The following is a 20,505-nucleotide window of genomic DNA, read 5'->3' as shown; positions in this document are numbered from 1 at the left end:
GCTGGTGGACACGGTCGGTCTGGATGCCGAGTACTGGTACCGGAACCTGCGGCAGACCGTCGAGCTGGAGGCCACCACCCGCACCCTGCTCGACACCGGGCATGGCGTGTTCATCGAGGCGAGCCCGCACCCGGTGCTCACCCTGCCGGTGCAGCAGACGGTGGAGGCCGCCGAGGCACAGGCCGTGGTGATCGGCACCCTGCGGCGCGACGAGGGTGGTCTGGAGCGATTCCTGACCTCGATCGCCGAGCTGCATGTCAATGGGGCCGGTGTCGACTGGCCGAAGGTGTTCGCCGGACAGGGCGCCCGTCAGGTCGACCTGCCCACCTACGCCTTCCAGCGGCAGCGGTACTGGCCGGAGCCTGCTGATGACGCCGGGTTCGGCAACGCCCCGGTGGCCGAGGCCGACGCGGTGGACGCCCGGTTCTGGGAGGCCGTCGAGCGCGAGGACCTCGAAGGACTGGCGCAGACGCTGGAGCTCGACGGGGAGGCGCCGCTGAGTGCGGTGCTGCCCGCCCTGTCGTCGTACCGGCGAGGCAGGCGTGACCGCTCGACCGTCGACAACTGGCGCTACCGGATCAACTGGAAGCCCCTGATCGACCAGCTGTCGTCCGGCTCCGAGCAGGAGCAGGACGCCCCGATCACCGGTACCTGGATGGTCGTCGTCCCGCCGGTCGACACCGCCCGTGAACTGGCGGAGCGCATCGCGCGGGACGTGGAGCGCCACGGTGCCCGCATGGTGCGGGTCGACTTGGACGACACCGAGCCGGAGCGGTCGTCGCTGGCCGGACTTCTCCGGGACGCGGCACCCCGCACGCTCTCCGCGGACGGCTCCGAGCAGGAGGGGACGCTCGCGATCGACGGAGTGCTCTCCCTGCTCGCGCTCGACGAGGAGGCACTCGCCGAACACCCGGGCGTTCCGCGCGGCTTCGCCGGCACCGTGACCCTGGTCCAGGCGCTGAGCGACATCGACATCGACGTGCCGCTCTGGCTCGCCACCACCGGAGCCGTGTCCGTGGGCCGCTCCGACCGGGTCGGCAGCGTCAAGCAGTCCCTGGTGTGGGGTCTGGGCCGGGTGGTCGGCCTGGAGTACGCACAGCGGTGGGGCGGTCTGGTCGACCTCCCCGAGTCGCCGGAGGCGATCGACGACCGGGTGCTGAACCGTCTGGTCGGCCTGATCGGGCGCTCCGGCGACGAGGACCAGGTCGCGGTGCGCGCCTCCGGGATCTTCGGCCGGCGGCTCGTCCGGGCGCCCTTGGGCGATGCCCGGCCGGCCCGTACCTGGCAGGCCGGCGGCAGCGTCCTGATCACCGGTGGTACCGGTGCCCTCGGTGGCCGCCTCGCCCGCTGGCTCGCCCGTGGCGGCGCCGAGCACCTGGTGCTGACGAGCCGCCGCGGCCTGGACGCCCCCGGCGCGGCCGAGCTGCGGGACGAGCTGACCGCTCTCGGCGTGCGGGTCACCATCGCGGCCTGTGACGCCGCCGACCGTGGCGCGTTGCGGGAACTCCTCGACGGGCTGCCCGCGGAGTACCCGCTGACCGCCGTGGTTCACGCGGCCGGTGTGCTGGACGACGGACTCATCGACACCCTCACCGTCCCCAGGACACAGGGTGTCTTCCGGCCCAAGGTGGACGCCGTGGTGAACCTCCACGAGCTGACCCGGGACCTTGATCTGTCCGCGTTCATCCTCTTCTCCTCCTACGCCGGAACCGTCGGTGGTGCCGGTCAGGGCAGCTACGCCGCCGCGAACGCCTTCCTCGACGCCCTGGCGCAGCAGCGCCGGGCCCAGGGGCTGGCCGCGACCTCGGTGGCATGGGGTGCCTGGGGCGGCGGCGGTCTGGTCGACGACGCCACCTCGGCCCAGCTGAAGCGGCGCGGTATGCCGCCGCTGGTGCCCGAACTCGCCGTCGACGCCCTTCAGCAGGCCCTCGATCACGACGAGGTCGACGTCACCGTCGCCGACGTGGACTGGGAGCGCTACGCCCCCGGCTTCGCCTCGGCCCGGCCGCGTCCGCTGCTGAACGAGCTGCCGGAGGTGCGGCAGGCCCTGGAGGCGGCGGAGGCCGAGCTGGGTGCGGCGCTCTCCGGGCTGGCCGAGCGCCTCGAGGGGCTGTCGGCCGTCGAACGCGAGGCGGAGGTGCTCGACCTCGTCAGGTCCCAGGCCGCCGAGGTGATCGGATACCCGAGCGCCGACGCGGTGGAGCCGGAACGGGCCTTCAGGGACATCGGGTTCGACTCGCTGACCGCGGTGGAGCTGCGCAACGGCCTCAGCACGGCCGCCGGTGTGAACCTGCCGGTCACCGTGGCCTTCGACTACCCGACACCCACGGTGCTCGCCCGGTTCATCCTGGGTGAGGTGCAGGGCACCGACCCCGCGCCGGTGGACGACCTGCCGGTGGCGACGGGCACCGTCGTGGACGACGATCCGATCGCGATCGTGTCGATGAGCTGCCGCTTCCCCGGTGGGGTGCGCACTCCCGAGGACCTGTGGCGACTGGTCTCCGAGGGCAGCGACGTGATCAGCGCCTACCCGACCAACCGTGGCTGGGACCTCGACGACCTCTACGACCCGGACCCGGAGAACACGGGCACCAGCTACGCGAGCGGCGGCGGCTTCGTCTACGACGCCGACGAATTCGACCCGGCGTTCTTCGGGATCGCCCCCCGCGAGGCGCTGACCATCGACCCGCAGCAGCGGCTGCTGCTGGAGACCTCCTGGGAGGCGATCGAGCGGGCCGGCATCGACCCCATGTCGCTCAAGGGAAGCCGGACGGGGGTCTTCGCGGGCAGCAACGGCCAGGACTACATCGGCCTGCTGCTGGCCGCCCCGGGCGGACCCGAGGGCTACCTCGGAACCGGCAACTCGGGCAGCGTCGTATCGGGCCGTATCTCCTACACCTTCGGCCTCGAAGGACCGGCCGTCACGGTGGACACGGCGTGTTCCTCGTCGCTGGTGGCGCTGCACATGGCCGTGCAGTCGCTGCGCCAGGGAGAGTCCTCCCTCGCGCTGGCCGGCGGTGTCACGATCATGTCCAGCCCGGGCTCGTTCGTGGACTTCAGCCGCCAGAAGGGGCTGTCGACGGACGGGCGCTGCAAGGCGTTCGCGGCATCGGCCGACGGCACGGGCTGGGCCGAGGGTGTCGGCATGCTGCTGCTCGAGCGGCTGTCGGACGCGCGGCGCAACGGTCACCCGGTGATGGCGATCGTGCGCGGCTCCGCCGTCAACCAGGACGGCGCGTCCAACGGCCTGACGGCGCCCAACGGGCCCTCGCAGCAGCGGGTGATCCGCCAGGCGCTGGCCAGCGCCGACCTCGCCGCCCACCAGGTGCAGGCGGTCGAGGCGCACGGCACCGGCACCAGGCTCGGTGACCCGATCGAGGCGCAGGCGCTGCTGGCCACCTACGGCCAGGGGCGGCCGGAGGACGAGCCGCTGTGGCTGGGCTCCATCAAGTCCAACATCGGACACACGCAGGCGGCCGCCGGTGTCGCGGGGATCATCAAGATGGTGATGGCCATGCGTGAGGGCGTGCTGCCGCAGACGCTCCATGTCGACGAGCCCACGCCGCATGTGGACTGGACGGCGGGCGAGGTCCGGCTGCTGACCGCGCCGACCCCGTGGCCGGAGAACGGCGAGCCGCGCCGGGCGGGCATCTCCTCGTTCGGCATCAGCGGCACCAACGCCCACACCATCATCGAGCAGGCCCCGGAGCCGGAGGAGCCGGGGATGGTGGAGCGGGTCCGCACGGACGCTCCGCCGGCCGGTTCGGACACGCTTCCCTGGACCGTCAACGGCAAGGGCGCCGACGCGCTGCGCGCCCAGGCGAGGAACCTGCACGACTACGTGGCGGCCCACCCCGAGCTCGACCTCGACGACGTGGGCTATTCGCTGGCGACCACCCGGTCCGCCTTCGACCACCGCGCCGTGCTCCTGAGCGGCGACCGGGACGGGCTGCTGAGCGGTCTCGACGCCATCGCCACGGGCGCCACGGCCCCCGGAGTCGTCCAGGGATCCGTGGGCACCGCCGGCAAGACGGCGTTCCTGTTCTCCGGCCAGGGCGCGCAGCGTCTGGGCATGGGCCGGGAGCTGTACGAGGCGTTCCCGGTGTTCGCCCGCGCCCTGGACGAGGTGTGTGCGCATCTCGATGTGCTGCTCGACCGGCCGCTGCAGGAGGTGATGTTCGCCGCCGAGGACAGCGCGGACGCCGCGCTGCTCGATCAGACGGCCTTCACCCAGCCCGCGCTGTTCGCCATCGAGGTGGCGCTGTTCCGGCTGCTGGAGCACCGGGGAGTCACCGCGGATGTGCTGATCGGCCACTCGGTGGGAGAGGTCGCCGCCGCGCATGTGGCCGGGGTGCTCTCACTGGAGGACGCGTGCGCGCTCATCGTGGCGCGTGGCCGTCTGATGCAGGCGCTGCCCGAGGGCGGCGCGATGGTGGCGGTACAGGCGTCGGAGGAGGAGATCGCTCCGTCGCTGGCCGGCCGTGAGGCCGAGGTGAGCATCGCCGCGGTCAACGGCCCGACGGCCGTGGTGATCGCGGGCGATGAGGAAGCGGCGCTGGAGATCGCCGGAGAGTGGGAGCGGCAGGGCCGTAAGACCCGCCGGCTGACGGTCAGCCACGCGTTCCACTCGCCTCGCATGGACGCGATGCTGGACGACTTCCGAGACGTCGTCACGGGCCTGTCCTTCCAGCCACCGTCCATCGCCTTGGTCTCCAACCTCACCGGTAAGCCGGCGGGTGCGTCCGAAGTGTGCTCCCCCGAGTACTGGGTGCGGCATGTGCGGGAGGCGGTGCGTTTCGCGGACGGGGTACGGGCCCTGGAGAAGCTCGGGGTCACCTCGTTCCTGGAAGTGGGTCCCGATGGTGTGCTCACCGCGATGGCCCAGGACTGCCTGGCGGCCGACGAGGACGCGGGCATTGCCGCCTTCACCCTCGTCCCCGCTCTGCGCAAGAACCGCCCCGAAACCCAGTCGCTGACCACGGCGCTGGCCGAACTCCACGTCCACGGCACCACCGTGGACTGGTCGACGGCGTTCGCCGGGCGCGACGTCCGGCGGGTGGAGCTGCCCACCTATGCCTTCCAGCGGCAGCGCTACTGGCCGAAGGCTCCCGGCGCCATGACCGGCGACGTCGCCTCCATCGGGCTCAGCTCCCCCAACCACCCGCTGCTGGGTGCCGGAGTCGAGCTGGCGAGCAGCGACGGATTCCTGTTCACCAGCAGGCTGTCGGTGCAGAGCCAGCCGTGGCTCGCCGACCACGCGATCGGGGGCGCGGCCCTGTTCCCCGGGACCGGATTCCTCGAACTGGCCATTCGCGCCGCCGACCAGGTCGGATGCGGCCGGGTGGAAGAGGTCACCCTGGCGACCCCGATGGTCCTGCCCGAGAACGAACCGGTCCAGGTGCAGCTGTGGGTGGGTGACGCGGACGAGACGGGTCACCGCTCGCTCAGCCTGTACTCCCGCCCGGCCGACGCCTCCTCGGACCAGCCGTGGACGCAGCACGCGAGCGGTGCGCTCGCCCCGGCCGGACCCGAGCCGTCGTTCGACCTGAGCGCATGGCCTCCGGCGGACGCGGAAGCCCTGGACATCAGCGACTTCTACGAGCGCTTCGCCGCCACCGGCTTCGCCTATGGCCCGGTGTTCCAGGGCCTGCGGTCCGCCTGGCGCTCCGGCGACGACGTCTACGTCGAGGTCGGTCTCGGTGAGAAGCACGCGTCGGACGCGGTCGACTTCGGCCTCCACCCGGCCCTGCTGGACGCCGCCGTGCAAGCGGTGACGTTCGTCGCCCTGGAGGACGTCGGGCTCTCCCGGCTCCCGTTCTCCTGGAGTGGGGTGTCACTCCACGCCGGTGGCGCGTCCACGCTGCGGGTGCGGCTCAGCAAGCTCGGACCGGACTCGATCTCCCTCACGGTGGCCGACGGAACCGGCCGCCCCGTGGCGTCGATCGAATCCCTCGTGCTGCGCCCGGTGTCCGTGGAACACATCGACGCGGCCAGGACAGCGGCGTTCCGCGACTCGCTGTTCACGCTGGACTGGACCCCCGTCCCGGCCATCGCTCCGGCCGAGGTGGCAACGGCACAGTGGGCGGTGGTGGGCAACGACCCCTACGGACTGGCCGTCGGCGAGATCGCCGGGGCCGAGGTGACCGCCTACGCCGATCTCGAGGCGCTGGGCCATGCGATCGACGGTGGCGCCGCTGCCCCGGAGGCCGTGCTGGTGTCCTACGCACCCGGCCTCGACGACCCGGCGGCGCAGGGCACGCCCAAGAGCAAGACGAAGGGCAAGGGCAAGGCCAAGCAGGGCCTGGAGCCCGCGGGCGCCATCCACGCGGTGACGCACCACACACTGGGCATGATCCAGGGCTGGCTCGGCGACCGCCGGTTCGCCTCCTCCCGACTGGTCTTCGTGACCTCGGGCGCCATGGCGCCCGAGGACCGCGACGAGACCCCGGACATGATCCACGCCCCCCTCTGGGGCATGGTGCGGTCCGCGCAGTCGGAGAACCCGAACTGCTTCGTCCTGGTGGACCTCGATGAGGACGAGGCGTCCAAGGCGGCACTGCCCACGGTGCTCGCCGGCGATGAGCCGCAGGCCGTGGTCCGCGAGGGCACGGTGCTCGGCCAGCGCATGGCCCGGGTCTCCTCGGGCACCGCGCTGCTGCCGCCCGCGGGGGTCCGGGAATGGCGGCTGGACATGCACGCCAAGGGGACCTTGGAGAACCTGGCGCTGCTGCCCAGCCCCGACGTGACGGAGGAACTGGGCGCGACCGAGATCAGGGTGGCGCTGCGCGCCGCGGGTCTGAACTTCCGCGATGTGCTCAACGCCCTGGGGATGTACCCCGGCGAGGCCGGGCCGCTCGGTGGCGAGGGCGCCGGTGTGGTGACCGAGGTCGGCTCCGCGGTGACGGACCTCGCCCCCGGCGACCCGGTGATGGGCATCTTCGGCGGGTCGTTCGGCCCGGTCGCCATCACCGACCGGCGCGTGGTCGCCCGGGTCCCGGAGAGCTGGACGTTCGAGCAGGCGGCCTCCACGCCCATCGTGTTCCTGACGGCCTACTACGCCATGGTGGACCTGGCAGGTCTCGAAGCGGGTCAGTCGGTGCTGGTGCACTCGGCGGCCGGTGGTGTGGGCATGGCCACGCTCCAGCTGGCGCGGCACCTCGGCGCCGAGGTGTTCGGTACCGCGAGCGAGGGCAAGTGGGACACCCTGCGGGCACTCGGCCTGGACGACGAGCACATCGCGTCGTCGCGGACGCTGGACTTCGAGAAGCGCTTCCTCGACGCGACCGGCGGACGCGGCATGGACGTGGTGCTCGACTCGCTGGCCCGGGAGTTCGTGGACGCGGGTCTGCGACTGCTGCCGCGCGGCGGCCGGTTCCTGGAGATGGGCAAGACCGACATCAGGGTCCCGGACGAGGTGGCCGCCGAGTACACCGGTGTCTCCTACCAGGCGTTCGACCTCATGGAGGCGGGAGCCGACCGCATCCACGAGATGTGGAGCGTCCTGATCTCCCTGTTCGAGAGCGGAGTGCTGCGACCGCTTCCGGTACGCACCTGGGATGTCCGCAGGGCACCCGACGCCTTCCGCTTCATCAGCCAGGCCCGCCACACCGGCAAGGTGGCGCTGACGATCCCGAGGACGCTGGACGGCCCTGGCACGGTGCTGATCACGGGTGGTACGGGTGGTCTGGGCGCGCTGTTGGCCCGTCATCTGGTGGTGGAGCACGGTGTGCGGTCTCTGGTGCTGACGAGTCGTCGTGGCGTGGAGGCGCCGGGTGCGGCGGAGTTGGTGGCGGAGCTGGCCGGGCTGGGTGCCGAGGCGCAGGTCGTGGCGTGTGATGTCGCCGACCGGGCGTCGGTGGAGAGCCTGCTGGCCGGAATCGGGTCGGAGCATCCGCTGTCGGCCGTGGTGCATGCGGCGGGTGTGCTGGATGACGGTGTGGTGGAGTCGCTGACGCCGGAGCGGGTGGACAAGGTGCTGCGTCCGAAGGTGGACGCGGCGCTGCATCTGCACGAGCTGACCCGCGACCTCGACCTCTCGGCCTTCATCCTGTTCTCCTCCGTCTCCGGTACCTTCGGCGGCGCCGGCCAGGCCAACTACGCGGCGGGCAACGCCTTCATGGACGCCCTGGCCCAGCACCGCAGGGCCGCGGGACTCCCGGCCGCATCGCTCGTCTGGGGCCCGTGGACGCAGGACGGCGGCATGACCACCGAGTTGGCCGACGCCGACGTCACCCGCATGACCAGGACCGGTATGGTCGCCCTCACCCCCGAGGCCGGGCTCGCACTGTTCGACGCGACCCGCGATCTCGACGGTGCCGTCCTGGTGCCCATGACGATGGACATGTCCTCGGTGGGCGAGCCGGTACCCGCGCTGCTGCGCGGACTGATACGAGGCCCCGCGCGCAGGACCGCGGAGTCGGCCGCCGCCGGCACCGGGGCCGACCCGGCCGCCGAGCTCAAGCAGCACCTGGCCGGGAAGTCCGAAGCGGAGCGCGAGCGCATCCTGGTGGACCTGGTGTGCGACCAGGTGGCCATCGTCCTCGGCTATGCGTCGGGGCAGGCGATCGAGCCGGGACACGCGTTCAAGGACCTCGGTTTCGACTCCCTGTCGGCCGTCGAACTGCGCAACCGTCTCAACGCGATCACCGGAACGCGGCTGCCGGCGACCCTGGTGTTCGACTACCCGACTCCGGCGTCGCTCGGACGATTCCTGCGCGAAGAGGTCACCCCCGCCGACGGGCCCGCGACCGAGCCCGTCTTCGGAGAACTGGACCGCCTGGAATCCACACTGTCGGCGCTCGACTCCGACGGCGAGACGCGCGACAAGGTCATGGCGCGGCTCCAGGGCCTGGTGGCCAAGTGGTCCGCCGGCGGAACCGGGCAGGTGTCCGGCACCGCGACGGCGCTGGACGACGAGATGGACGACGACAGCGAGATCGAATCGGCCACCGCCGACGAGATCTTCAAACTCATCGACGACGAATTCGGAACCTCCTGACGTGGCGAGCTGGAACTCACAGAGTGTTTCAAGGGGCTGGGCATAGTGGCGGAAGACGAAAAACTCCTTGACTACCTCAAGAAGGTGACGGCTGACCTGCGTCAGGCTCGTCGGCAACTTCGACAGGTGGAGGAGCGGAACCGGGAGCCCATCGCCATTGTGGCGATGAGCTGCCGGTACCCCGGCGGTGTGAAGACTCCGGAGGAGCTGTGGCGGCTGGTCGCCGAGGGCGGCGACGCCATCAGCGAGTTCCCTCCTGACCGAGGCTGGGACGTCGATGGCTTCTTCGACCCGGACTCGGAGCGGTCCGGTACCTTCTCCGTCCGCGAGGGCGGGTTCCTGGAGGCTCCCGGCGACTTCGACCCCGGCTTCTTCTCCATGAGCCCGCGGGAGGCGCTCGCCACCGACCCCCAGCAGCGGCTGCTGCTGGAAACCGCCTGGGAGGCGTTCGAGCGCGCCGGAATCGACCCGGCGTCGGTCCGGGGCAGCCAGGCCGGTGTGTTCGTCGGCGCGTCGCCCTCCGGCTACGGCGCCGGGGTGAGCGAGATGCCCGAAGACGTGGAGGGGCTGCTGCTCGCGGGCAACGCCACCTCCGTGGTGTCCGGGCGGGTGGCCTACACCCTGGGCCTGGAGGGGCCCGCCGTGACGGTGGACACCGCGTGCTCGTCGTCGCTGGTCGCCCTGCACTGGGCCTGCCAGGCGCTCCGTCAGGAGGAGTGCTCACTGGCCCTGGCGGGCGGCGTCGCCGTCATGTTCACCCCCAGCATGTTCGTCGAGTTCAGCCGGCAGGGCGGGCTCGCGCCCGACGGACGGTGCAAGGCGTTCGGCGCGGGCGCCGACGGCACGGGCTGGGCCGAGGGCGTGGGCCTGCTCCTCCTGGAGCGGCTCTCGGACGCCCGGCGCAACGGCCACCCGGTGCTGGCCGTCGTCCGTGGCTCGGCGATCAACCAGGACGGTGCGTCCAACGGTCTGACCGCGCCCAACGGCCCCTCGCAGCGCCGGGTGATCCGCCAGGCGCTCAAGAACGCGGGTCTGACACCGGCCGATGTGGACGCGGTCGAGGCACACGGCACGGGCACGTCGCTGGGTGACCCGATCGAGGCGCAGGCACTGATGGCCACCTACGGCAAGGAGCGGCCGGAGAACAAGCCGCTGTGGCTGGGCTCGCTGAAGTCCAACATCGGCCACTCCCAGGCCGCCGCCGGTGTCGGCGGGGTCATCAAGATGGTGATGGCCATGCGTAACGGCGTGCTGCCCAAGACGCTCCACGCGGACGAGCCGTCCAGCCAGGTGGACTGGACGGAGGGCGACATCCGGCTGCTGAACGAGTCCACCCCGTGGCCCGAGTCGGAGCAGCCTCGGCGGGCGGGTGTGTCCTCGTTCGGAATCAGCGGGACCAACGCGCACGCGATCCTGGAGCAGGCTCCGGCGGCCGAGGCGGCCGAGGAGACCCAGGCCGAGGTCGCCGACGGTCCGGTGGCCTGGATGGTGTCCGGCCGCAGCCCGGCCGGCCTGCGGGCCCAGGCGGGCAGGCTGCGGGAGTTCGTGGCGGAGCGTCCGGAGCTGGGCGCGGCCGATGTGGCGTACTCGCTGGTGGCGTCGCGGTCGGTGTTCGAGCACCGTGGGGTGGTGACGGGCGCTGACCGTGAGGAACTCCTGGCGCGGCTGGGTGCGTTGGCCGGCGATGAGATCGTCTCGGGTGTGACCCGTGGTGTGGCCGATGTCCGTGGCCGCTCGGTGTTCGTGTTCCCCGGTCAGGGTGCCCAGTGGATGGGCATGGCGGTGGACTTGCTCGAAAGTTCGCCGGTGTTCGCCGCGGCGATCGGTGAGTGTGAGACGGCGCTGTCGGCTCATGTGGACTGGTCGCTGACCGAGGTGCTGCGTGGCTCCGGGGGCGCTCCCGGTTTCGACCGGGTGGATGTCGTCCAGCCGGTGCTCTTCGCGGTGATGGTGTCGCTGGCGAAGCTGTGGCGTTCGGTCGGCGTGCAGCCCGACGCGGTGATGGGGCACAGCCAGGGCGAGATCGCGGCGGCCTGCGTGGCGGGTGCGCTCTCGCTGGAGGACGCCGCCAAGGTGGTGACCTTGCGGTCGCAGGCCATCGCGGCGGGCCTTGCGGGTCGTGGCGGCATGGTGTCGGTCGGACTGCCGGCGGACGAGGCCAAGGAGCGGATCGCCGCCTGGGACGGTGCGATCTCGGTGGCCGCGGTCAACGGCCCGGGATCCGTCGTGGTCTCGGGTGACCCGGGTGCGCTGGATGAGATGGTCGCCCAGCTTGAGGGCGAGGAGATCCGTGTTCGCCGGGTTCCGGTGGACTACGCCTCGCACTCGGCGCATGTGGAGGCGATTCGCGAGGAGCTGCTGAAGGTCCTGGCGGACATCGCGCCGCGCCCCTCGGAGGTGCCGTTCTACTCGACGGTCTCCGGTGAGCTGGTGGACACCGCCGGGCTGGACGCCGAGTACTGGTACCGCAACCTGCGGCAGACCGTGGAGCTGGAAGCCACTACTCGCACCCTCCTCGGAAAGGGACACGCCACCTTCATCGAGGTGAGCCCGCATCCCGTGCTCACCCTGCCCGTTCAGCAGACCGTGGAGGCCGCCGAGGCCCAGGCGGTGGTCGTCGGCACGTTGCGGCGCGACGAGGGCGGCCTGGAGCGGTTCCTGACCTCCGCCGCCGAGGTGTTCGCGCGCGGCACCAAGGTCGATTGGGCCACCACGCTGGAGGGCCGTGGAGGCCGCCGGGTCGAGCTGCCGACCTACGTCTTCCAGCGCGAACGCTACTGGCTCGATGGATTCGGCCTGCCGCCCGCCGGAAGCGCGGCCGATGTCACCGGCTCCGTCGATGCGCGGTTCTGGGACGTGGTGGAGCGCCAGGACCTGGAGTCGCTGGCGGGGACGTTGGCGGTCGACAGCGAGGCGCCCCTGAGCGCGGTGCTGCCCGCCCTGTCCGCGTATCACCGCAACAACCGTGACCAGTCCACGATCGACGGCTGGCGCTATCGAGTGTCATGGAAGCCGCTTACCGAGATCGCCGACGGCTCGCTGTCGGGGACCTGGCCGGTGGTGGTTCCGGCGTCCCGCGCCGGGGACGAGCTGGTCTCGGAGGTCGTCGCCGGGCTCGGGCGGCATGGCGCGCATGTGGTCTCGATCGTGGTGGACGAGCGGGACCTCGACGTGGACGTGCTCGCGGAGCGGCTGCGTGAGGTGGCCGCCGACGCACCCGAGCTGGGTGGGGTGCTGTCGCTGCTGGCCCTGGACGAGGAGCCCTGCCCGGGGTACCCGGCGCTGTCGGGCGGCTACGCGCTGACCCTGGTGCTGGTGCAGGCCATGGTCGGGGCCGAGATTCCGGCCCGGTTGTGGTGCGGTACGCGCGGCGCGGTGTCGGTGGGACGTTCGGACCGGCTCACCAGCCCGACGCAGGCGATGGTCTGGGCGTTGGGCCGGGTGGCCGGGCTGGAGCTGCCACCGCTGTGGGGCGGTCTGGTGGATCTGCCCGAGTCGCTGGATGAGCGCGGTGCGGAGCGGCTGGCCGGTGTGCTGTCCGTCGAGGGCGGCGAGGACCAGGTCGCGGTGCGCGGCTCGGGCGTCTTCGTACGCCGTCTGGTGCGCTCGGCCGCGGCCGTCGATGAGGGCATCTCGTGGCAGGCGCGCGGCACGGTGCTGGTGACCGGTGGCACGGGCGGGCTCGGCGGCCAGGTGGCCCGCTGGCTGGTCCGTAGCGGCGCCGAGCACCTGGTGCTGACCAGCCGCCGCGGCCTCGAGGCCGAAGGCGCCGCCGAGTTGAAGGCGGAGCTGGAGGGCATGGGCGCCGAGGTGACGGTGGCCGCGTGCGACGCGGCGGACCGCGACGCGCTCGCCGCCGTCCTGGACGCCGTGCCGGAGCACCGGCCGCTCACCGCAGTGGTGCACGCGGCGGGCGTCACGATCGCGGCCTCCCTGGTGGAGACGGAGCTCGCGGACGCGGCGAGGGTGGTGTCGGGCAAGGTGGCGGGCGCCGTCAACCTGGATGAGCTGCTCGGCGACCGTGAGCTCGACGCTTTCGTGGTCTTCTCGTCCATCTCCGGTATCTGGGGCGGCGGCAGCCAGGGCGTCTACGGCTCCGGAAACGCCTTCCTGGACGCGCTGGTGGAGCAGCGCCGTGCACGGGGTCTCGCGGGCACCGCCGTCTCCTGGGGCCCGTGGGCCGAGGGCGGCATGGCGACCCGGGACGACGCGGGGGAGCAGTTGGCGCGGCGCGGACTGCCCGCGATGGCACCCGAGTTGGCGATCGCCGCTCTGGAGCGCGCGGTGGCCGGCGACGACGGTGTGGTGACGGTCGTGGACGTGGACTGGGAGCGGTTCGCTCCCTCGTTCACCGCGGTCCGGCCCAGCCCGTTCCTGAGCGACCTCGACGAGGTCCAGCGGCTGGAGGCCAAGGGGAGCGACGGCGAGAACTCCGACGCCGCCGGGGCGCAGCTGCGCGAGCGGCTGAAGCCACTCACCGAGGGCGAGCGGGACCGGGCGCTGCTCGATCTGGTGCGCAAGCACGCCGCTTCCGTGCTCGGCTACGCCTCCGCGGAGATGGTGGAGCCGAACCGGGCCTTCCGCGATCTGGGCTTCGACTCGCTGACCGCGGTCGACCTGCGCAACCGGCTGGCCGCCGAGACCGGTCTCAGCCTTCCCGCCACACTGGTCTTCGACTACCCCAGCGCCTCGACGCTCGCGGCGCATCTGCGCACCGAGGTGCTCGGCGCGTCGTCCCCGGCGCTCACCGCCGGGTCCGGTGCCCCCGCCGGGTCCGGCGCGGACGATGAGCCCATCGCGATCGTCTCCATGAGCTGCCGCTTCCCCGGTGGAGTGCGGAGCCCGGAGGACCTGTGGCAGTTGGTCGAGGGCGGCGGTGACGCCATCTCGTCGTTCCCGTCCGACCGCGGCTGGGACCTGTCGGGCATGTACGACCCGGACCCGGACCGGCCGGGCACGTTCTACGCCCGTGAGGGCGGATTCCTCTACGACGTGAGCGAGTTCGACCCCGGCTTCTTCGGGATCTCGCCCCGTGAGGCCCTGGCGACCGACCCGCAGCAGCGGCTGTTGCTGGAGACCTCCTGGGAGGCGTTCGAGCGGGCGGGAATCAACCCCACGTCCGTGCGGGGCAGCCAGGTCGGTGTGTTCGTCGGCTTCTCGGGCTCCGGGTACGGCACCAACCTGACGACGGTGCCCGAGGACGTCGAGGGCCATCTGCTGACGGGCAACGCCGGCAGCGTCGTCTCGGGCCGCCTCGCCTACACCTACGGCCTGGAAGGCCCCGCCGTCACGGTGGACACGGCCTGCTCGTCGTCGCTGGTGGCCCTGCATCTGGCCTGCCAGTCGCTGCGCCAGGGCGAATGCTCCATGGCACTGGTCGGCGGCGTGACGGTGATGGCGACCCCGATGGCGTTCGTCGAGTTCAGCCGGCAGGGCGGTCTCGCGCCCGATGGCCGCTGCAAGCCGTTCTCGGCCGCGGCGGACGGTACCGGCTGGTCCGAGGGCGCCAACGTGCTGCTCGTGGAGCGGCTGTCGGACGCCCGGCGCAACGGTCACCAGGTGCTGGGCATCGTGCGGGGCTCCGCCGTGAACCAGGACGGCGCTTCGAACGGTCTGACGGCGCCGAACGGTCCGTCGCAGCAGCGGGTGATCCGCCAGGCGCTGGCCAGCGCCGGGGTGTCGGCCGCCGAGGTGGACGCGGTGGAGGCGCACGGTACGGGTACGTCGCTGGGTGACCCGATCGAGGCGCAGGCGCTGCTGGCCACCTACGGCAAGGAGCGGCCGGAGGGCCGCCCGCTGTGGCTGGGCGCGCTCAAGTCCAACATCGGGCACACCCAGGCCGCGTCCGGACTCGCCGGTGTCATCAAGATGGTGATGGCGATGCGGCACGGTGTGCTGCCGAAGACGCTGCACGTGGACGAGCCGTCGCCGCAGGTGGACTGGTCGGCGGGCGAGGTGCGCCTGCTGACCGAGGCCACGGCGTGGCCGGAGACGGGGCAGCCGCGCCGGGCCGGTGTCTCCGCGTTCGGCGTCAGCGGCACCAATGTGCACACCATCATCGAGCAGGCCCCGACGGACGCCGAAGACGAGCGACCGGCCGAGGCGACGGCTCCCGACGACCGTGGCGCGGCTCCCTGGACGCTCTCCGCCCGGAGCGCGGACGGGTTGCGCGCCCAGGCGCGGCGGCTGCGGGCGCATCTGACCGCACGGCCGGAGCTGAGCCTGAAGGACGTGGGCTACTCCCTGGTCGCCACCCGGTCGGTGTTCGAACACCGTGCCGTGCTGACGGGCACGGACCGCGCGGAGCTGCTGCGCGGGCTCGAGGCCGTCACCACCGGCGAGGAGACCCCCGGGGTCGTGCGCTCGGTCGCCACTCCGACGGGAATCACCGCCTTCCTGTTCTCGGGTCAGGGTGCGCAGCGTCTGGGCATGGGCCGGGAGCTGTACGAGGCGTTCCCGGTGTTCGCCCGCGCGCTGGACGAGGTGTGCGCGCACCTGGACATGCTGCTGGACCGTCCGCTGAAGGACGTGATGTTCGCGGCGGAGGGGAGCGCGGATGCCGAGCTGCTGGATCAGACGGCGTTCACTCAGCCGGCGTTGTTCGCCATCGAGGTGGCGTTGTTCCGGCTGCTGTCGGCGTGGGGTGTGGCGCCGGATGTGGTGATCGGTCATTCCATCGGTGAGATCGCGGCCGCGCATGTGGCGGGGGTGTTCTCGCTGGAGGACGCGTGCACGCTGGTGGCCGCTCGCGGTCGTCTGATGCAGGCGCTTCCCGAGGGTGGCGCGATGGTGGCCGTCGAGGCGTCGGAGGAGGAGGTCGCTCCGTCGCTGGCCGGTCGTGAGGCCGAGGTGAGCATCGCCGCCATCAACGGCCCGACCGCCGTGGTCATTGCCGGTGATGAGGAAGCGGTGCTGGAGATCGCGGGGCAGTGGGCGGAGCAGGGCCGCAAGACCCGCCGCCTGCGGGTCAGCCACGCCTTCCACTCGCCCCGCATGGACGCGATGCTGGACGACTTCCGCAAGGTCGTCGAGGGGCTGTCGTTCGCCCCGCCCTCCCTCGCTCTGATCTCCAACGTGTCGGGCAAGTCGGCGGGTGCCGATGAGGTGTGCTCGCCGGAGTACTGGGTCCGGCACGTCCGGGAGGCCGTGCGCTTCCTGGACGGGATGCGCTCCCTCGAAACCGCGGGCGTGACCAGGTTCTTCGAGGTGGGCCCCGACGGTGTGCTCTCGGCGATGGCGCGGGAGTGCCTGACGGCGGAGGAGGCTCCGGCCCCCGTCGTGGTGCCGGCGCTGCGCAAGGACCGCCCCGAGGCCCAGGCGCTGACTACGGCGCTGGCCGAACTCCACGTCCACGGCACCACCGTCGACTGGGAGGCCCTGTTCGCCGGGCAGGACGTCCGGCGGGTCGAGCTGCCGACGTACGCGTTCCAGCGGCAGCGCTACTGGCTGGAGGACCCCGAGAGCGATGCCTCCGCCGCCTCCGCCTCCGTGGACTCGGTCGACGCCCAGTTCTGGGACGCGGTCGAGCGTGAGGACCTCGAGGCGCTGACCACGGCGCTGCACGTGGACGGAAACGCCTCCCTGACCGAGGTACTGCCCGCCCTGTCGTCCTACCGCAAGGGCCATCGTGAGCGCTCCACGGTCGACGGCTGGCGCTACGAGATCGCGTGGACCCCGGTGTCCGAGCTCTCGGAGCGGGCGCTGACCGGGACCTGGATGGTCATGGTTCCCTCGTCGCACGCCGACGACGAGCTGGTCACCTCCGCGGTGAACACGCTCGAGCGGCAGGGCGCGGAGGTGGCGCGGATCGTGCTCGACGGCGCCGTGGACATCGACCGCGCGGCGCTCGCCGAGCGGTTGCGCACGGCGGCCGAGGGCGCGTCGGACGGGACCGTCGGCGGGGCCCTCTCCCTGCTGGCCCTGGACGAGAACCCCGGCCCCGACCACGCGGTCGTGCCGCGAGGACTCGCGCTGAACCTCCTCGCCCTGCAGGCACTCGTGGACACCGGTGTCGAGGCCCCGCTGTGGGTGGCCACGCGAGGCGCCGTCTCGGTGACCGGATCCGACACCCTGCGCAGCGCCGCCCAGGCGCAGATGTGGGGCCTCGGCCGGGTCGCCGGTCTGGAGCACCCCCGGCTCTGGGGCGGTCTGGTCGACCTCCCGGAGACGCTGGACGAGCGGGCCGCGAACCGGCTGGCCGGCGTGCTGGGCGGCGGCGCGGGCGAGTTCGAGGACCAGGTGGCGGTGCGCACGTCAGGCGTGTTCACCCGGCGTCTGGCGCGGGCCGCCGCACCCGGGACCACGGCTCAGCCGTGGAGCGCGCGGGGATCGGTGCTGGTGACCGGTGGCACCGGGGGAGTGGGCAGCCAGGTGGCCCGGTGGCTGGCACGCGCCGGCGCCGAGCACCTGGTGCTGACCAGCCGCCGTGGCCTGGAAGCCGACGGGGCCGCCGAACTGCGCGACGAACTCACCACGTTGGGGGCCGAGGTGACCATCGCGGCATGTGACGCCGCCGACCGCGACGCCCTGGCCGCCGTACTGGCCGCCATCCCGGAGCGGTATCCGCTGAACGCCGTCGTGCACGCGGCGGGTGTCCTGGACGACGGTGTCCTGGACTCGATGTCGGTGGAGCGGGTCGCGGGCGTGCTGCGTCCCAAGGTGGACGGCGCCCGCAATCTGCACGAGCTGACCGAGGGCCTCGACCTGTCCGCGTTCGTGCTGTTCTCCTCGCTCGCCGGAGCCATCGGCGGCGCCGGGCAGGGCAGTTACGCGGCGGCCAACGCCTACCTCGACGCCCTGGCGCAGCAGCGCCGGGCCCAGGGACTGGCGGCCACCTCGGTCGCCTGGGGCCCGTGGGCCGAGGGCGGCATGGCGGTCGACGGGGCGCTGGAGGAGCGGCTGCGGCGCGGCGGTATGGCCCCGATGACCCCGGAGCTGGCGGTCAAGGCCCTCCAGCAGGCCCTCGACCTGCAGGAGACGCACCTGGCCATCGCCGACCTCGACTGGGAGCGATTCGTACCCTCCTACGTCGCCGTTCGGGGCAGCCGACTGCTGGACGAGGTGCCCGAGGCGCGCCGGATCCTGGAAGCCGCGATCGGCGGTGGCACCGCGGCGCAGTTCGAGACCGGTGGCTCCGAACTGCGGGAGCGGCTGGCCGGAATGTCGGAGGCGGAACAGGAACGAGCGCTGCTCGACCTGGTCACCACGCAGGTGGCGATGGTGCTGGGCTTCCCGTCGGTGGAGTTGGTCGAGTCCCAGCGGGCCTTCCGTGAGCTCGGCTTCGACTCGCTGACCGCCGTCGAACTGCGCAACCGGCTGGACGCGGCGACGGGCCTGCGCCTGCCCGCGACGATCGTCTTCGACCACCCGACGCCCGTCGCGCTCGCCCGCCGGCTGCGTACCGACGTCGTCCAGGACGGGGTCTCGGCGGCCGCACCGATCCTCGGCGAGCTGGACCGGATCGAAGCGGCGATGGCCACGATCTCCGCCGACGACGTGGACCGGCCCAGGATCACGACGCGTCTGCAGACGCTTCTCCTCAAGTGGGGAGAAGCGGAACAGGATTCGGGCAACTCCGGCAAGAAGGCGGTTTCGGACAAGATTCAGTCGGCGACGTCGGACGAGATCTTCGACTTCATCGACAAGGAGCTTGGGATCTCCTGAGCTGGCGCGGTCGGTTCCCGAGCGTCGTCCCTTACTACTTCCATGGGTGACATAACAATGAACGAAGAGAAGCTTCTCGACTATCTCAAGCGGGTGACCGCGGATCTCCAGCAGACTCGCCAGCGCCTGCTCGAGGCCGAGTCAGCGGACCAGGAACCGATCGCGATCGTCGCCATGAGCTGCCGGTTCCCCGGAGGGGTGAACTCTCCGGAGGACCTGTGGCGCTTGGTGGCGGACGGCACTGACGCGATTTCGGAATTCCCCATGGACCGTGGTTGGGACATCGACGCCCTCTACGACGAGGACCCGGACCGTCCCGGCACCAGCTATACGACCGAGGGCGGCTTCCTGGAGAACGCCGACCAATTCGATCCGGCGTTCTTCGGGATCTCGCCGCGTGAGGCGCTGTCGATGGACCCGCAGCAGCGGCTGCTGCTGGAGACGTCGTGGGAGGCGTTCGAGCGGGCGGGCATCGACCCGATGTCCCTGCGGGGCAGCAGGACAGGCGTGTTCGTCGGAACCAACGGCCAGGACTACTCCATGCTCACGCTCGGTGCCTCCGAGAGCATGGAGGATGTCGAGGGCCACTCCGGCACGGGCAACGCGGCGAGCATCGTCTCCGGCCGGATCTCCTACACCATGGGTCTCGAGGGCCCCGCGCTCTCCGTGGACACGGCGTGCTCGTCGTCCCTCGTGGCCCTGCACCTCGCCGTTCAGGCACTGCGCCAGCGCGAGTGCACGCTCGCGCTGGCCGGTGGCATCACGGTGATGTCCACCCCGGCGGCGTTCGTCCAGTTCAGCCGGCAGCGTGGCCTGGCGGCGGACGGCCGCTGCAAGCCGTTCGGGGCGGCGGCCGACGGCACCGGCTGGGGCGAGGGCGTCGGCATGCTGCTCGTGGAGCGGCTGTCGGACGCGCAGCGCAACGGCCACAAGGTGCTGGCCATCGTCCGGGGTTCGGCGATCAACCAGGACGGCGCGTCCAACGGTCTGACGGCGCCCAACGGCATATCGCAGCAGCGGGTCATCCGGCAGGCGCTGACGAGCGCCCGTCTGTCGGTCACCGACGTGGACGCCGTGGAGGCACACGGTACGGGCACCACCTTGGGTGACCCGATCGAGGCGCAGGCGCTGATGGCGACGTACGGCCAGGACCGGCCCGCCGACCAGCCGCTCTGGCTGGGCGGCATCAAGTCCAACATCGGCCATACGCAGGCCGCGGCCGGTGTCGCGGGCGTCATCAAGATGGTGATGGCCATGATCGAGGGCGTGCTGCCCAAGACGCTCCACGCGAGCGAGCCCTCGCCGCACATCGACTGGACCGGCGGCGCCGTCTCCCTGCTGCACGAGTCGACCCCGTGGCCGGACCGGGACCACCCGCGCCGCGCCGCCGTGTCCTCGTTCGGTATGAGCGGCACCAACGCGCACACCATCCTGGAGCAGGCTCCGGAGGCCGAGCCGGCCGAGGCCGCTGAAGCCGAGGGCGTCGACGGTCCGGTGGCGTGGGTGGTGTCGGGCCGTAGCGCGGAGGCTCTGCAGGCACAGGCCGGACGACTGCGGGAGTTCGTGTCCGAGCGCCCGGAGCTTCGTACGGCCGATGTGGCGCTCTCGCTGGCGACGACCAGGTCCGCGTTCGAGCACCGGGCCGTGGTGACCGGGACCGACCGTGAGGAGCTCCTCCAGCGTCTGGAGGCGGTCGCCGAGGAAGCCACCGCGTCCAACGGAGTGGTGCGGGGGAGGACCGGCGACGCCGGCCGTTCGGTGTTCGTGTTCCCGGGTCAGGGTGCGCAGTGGGCGGGTATGGCGGTGGGGCTGCTGGAGTCCTCGCCGGTGTTCGCGGCGGGGAT

3 protein-coding genes are annotated in these 20,505 nt (G+C 72.0%); all 3 read left to right on the top strand.

Annotation, left to right across the window (positions count from 1 at the left end; genetic code table 11):
• A partial coding sequence (locus tag ACFYOY_RS48100; protein WP_388594403.1) for an SDR family NAD(P)-dependent oxidoreductase occupies positions 1–8,998 on the top strand: 8,998 nt, incomplete at its 5' end.
• Between the two features lie 45 nt (positions 8,999–9,043).
• Positions 9,044–18,661 carry a type I polyketide synthase gene (locus ACFYOY_RS48095; RefSeq protein WP_388594400.1) on the top strand — a complete coding sequence of 3,206 codons (9,618 nt, stop codon included), beginning with the start codon at positions 9,044–9,046 and terminating at the stop codon, positions 18,659–18,661.
• A 57-nt stretch (positions 18,662–18,718) separates the two neighbouring features.
• On the top strand, positions 18,719–20,505 hold a 1,787-nt coding region (locus tag ACFYOY_RS48090; protein ID WP_388594405.1), incomplete at its 3' end, for a type I polyketide synthase.

The organism is Streptomyces sp. NPDC007875, assembly GCF_042868035.1.
Lineage (GTDB): Bacteria > Actinomycetota > Actinomycetes > Streptomycetales > Streptomycetaceae > Streptomyces > Streptomyces antimycoticus.
This window is presented reverse-complemented; position numbering and strand designations above follow the sequence as displayed.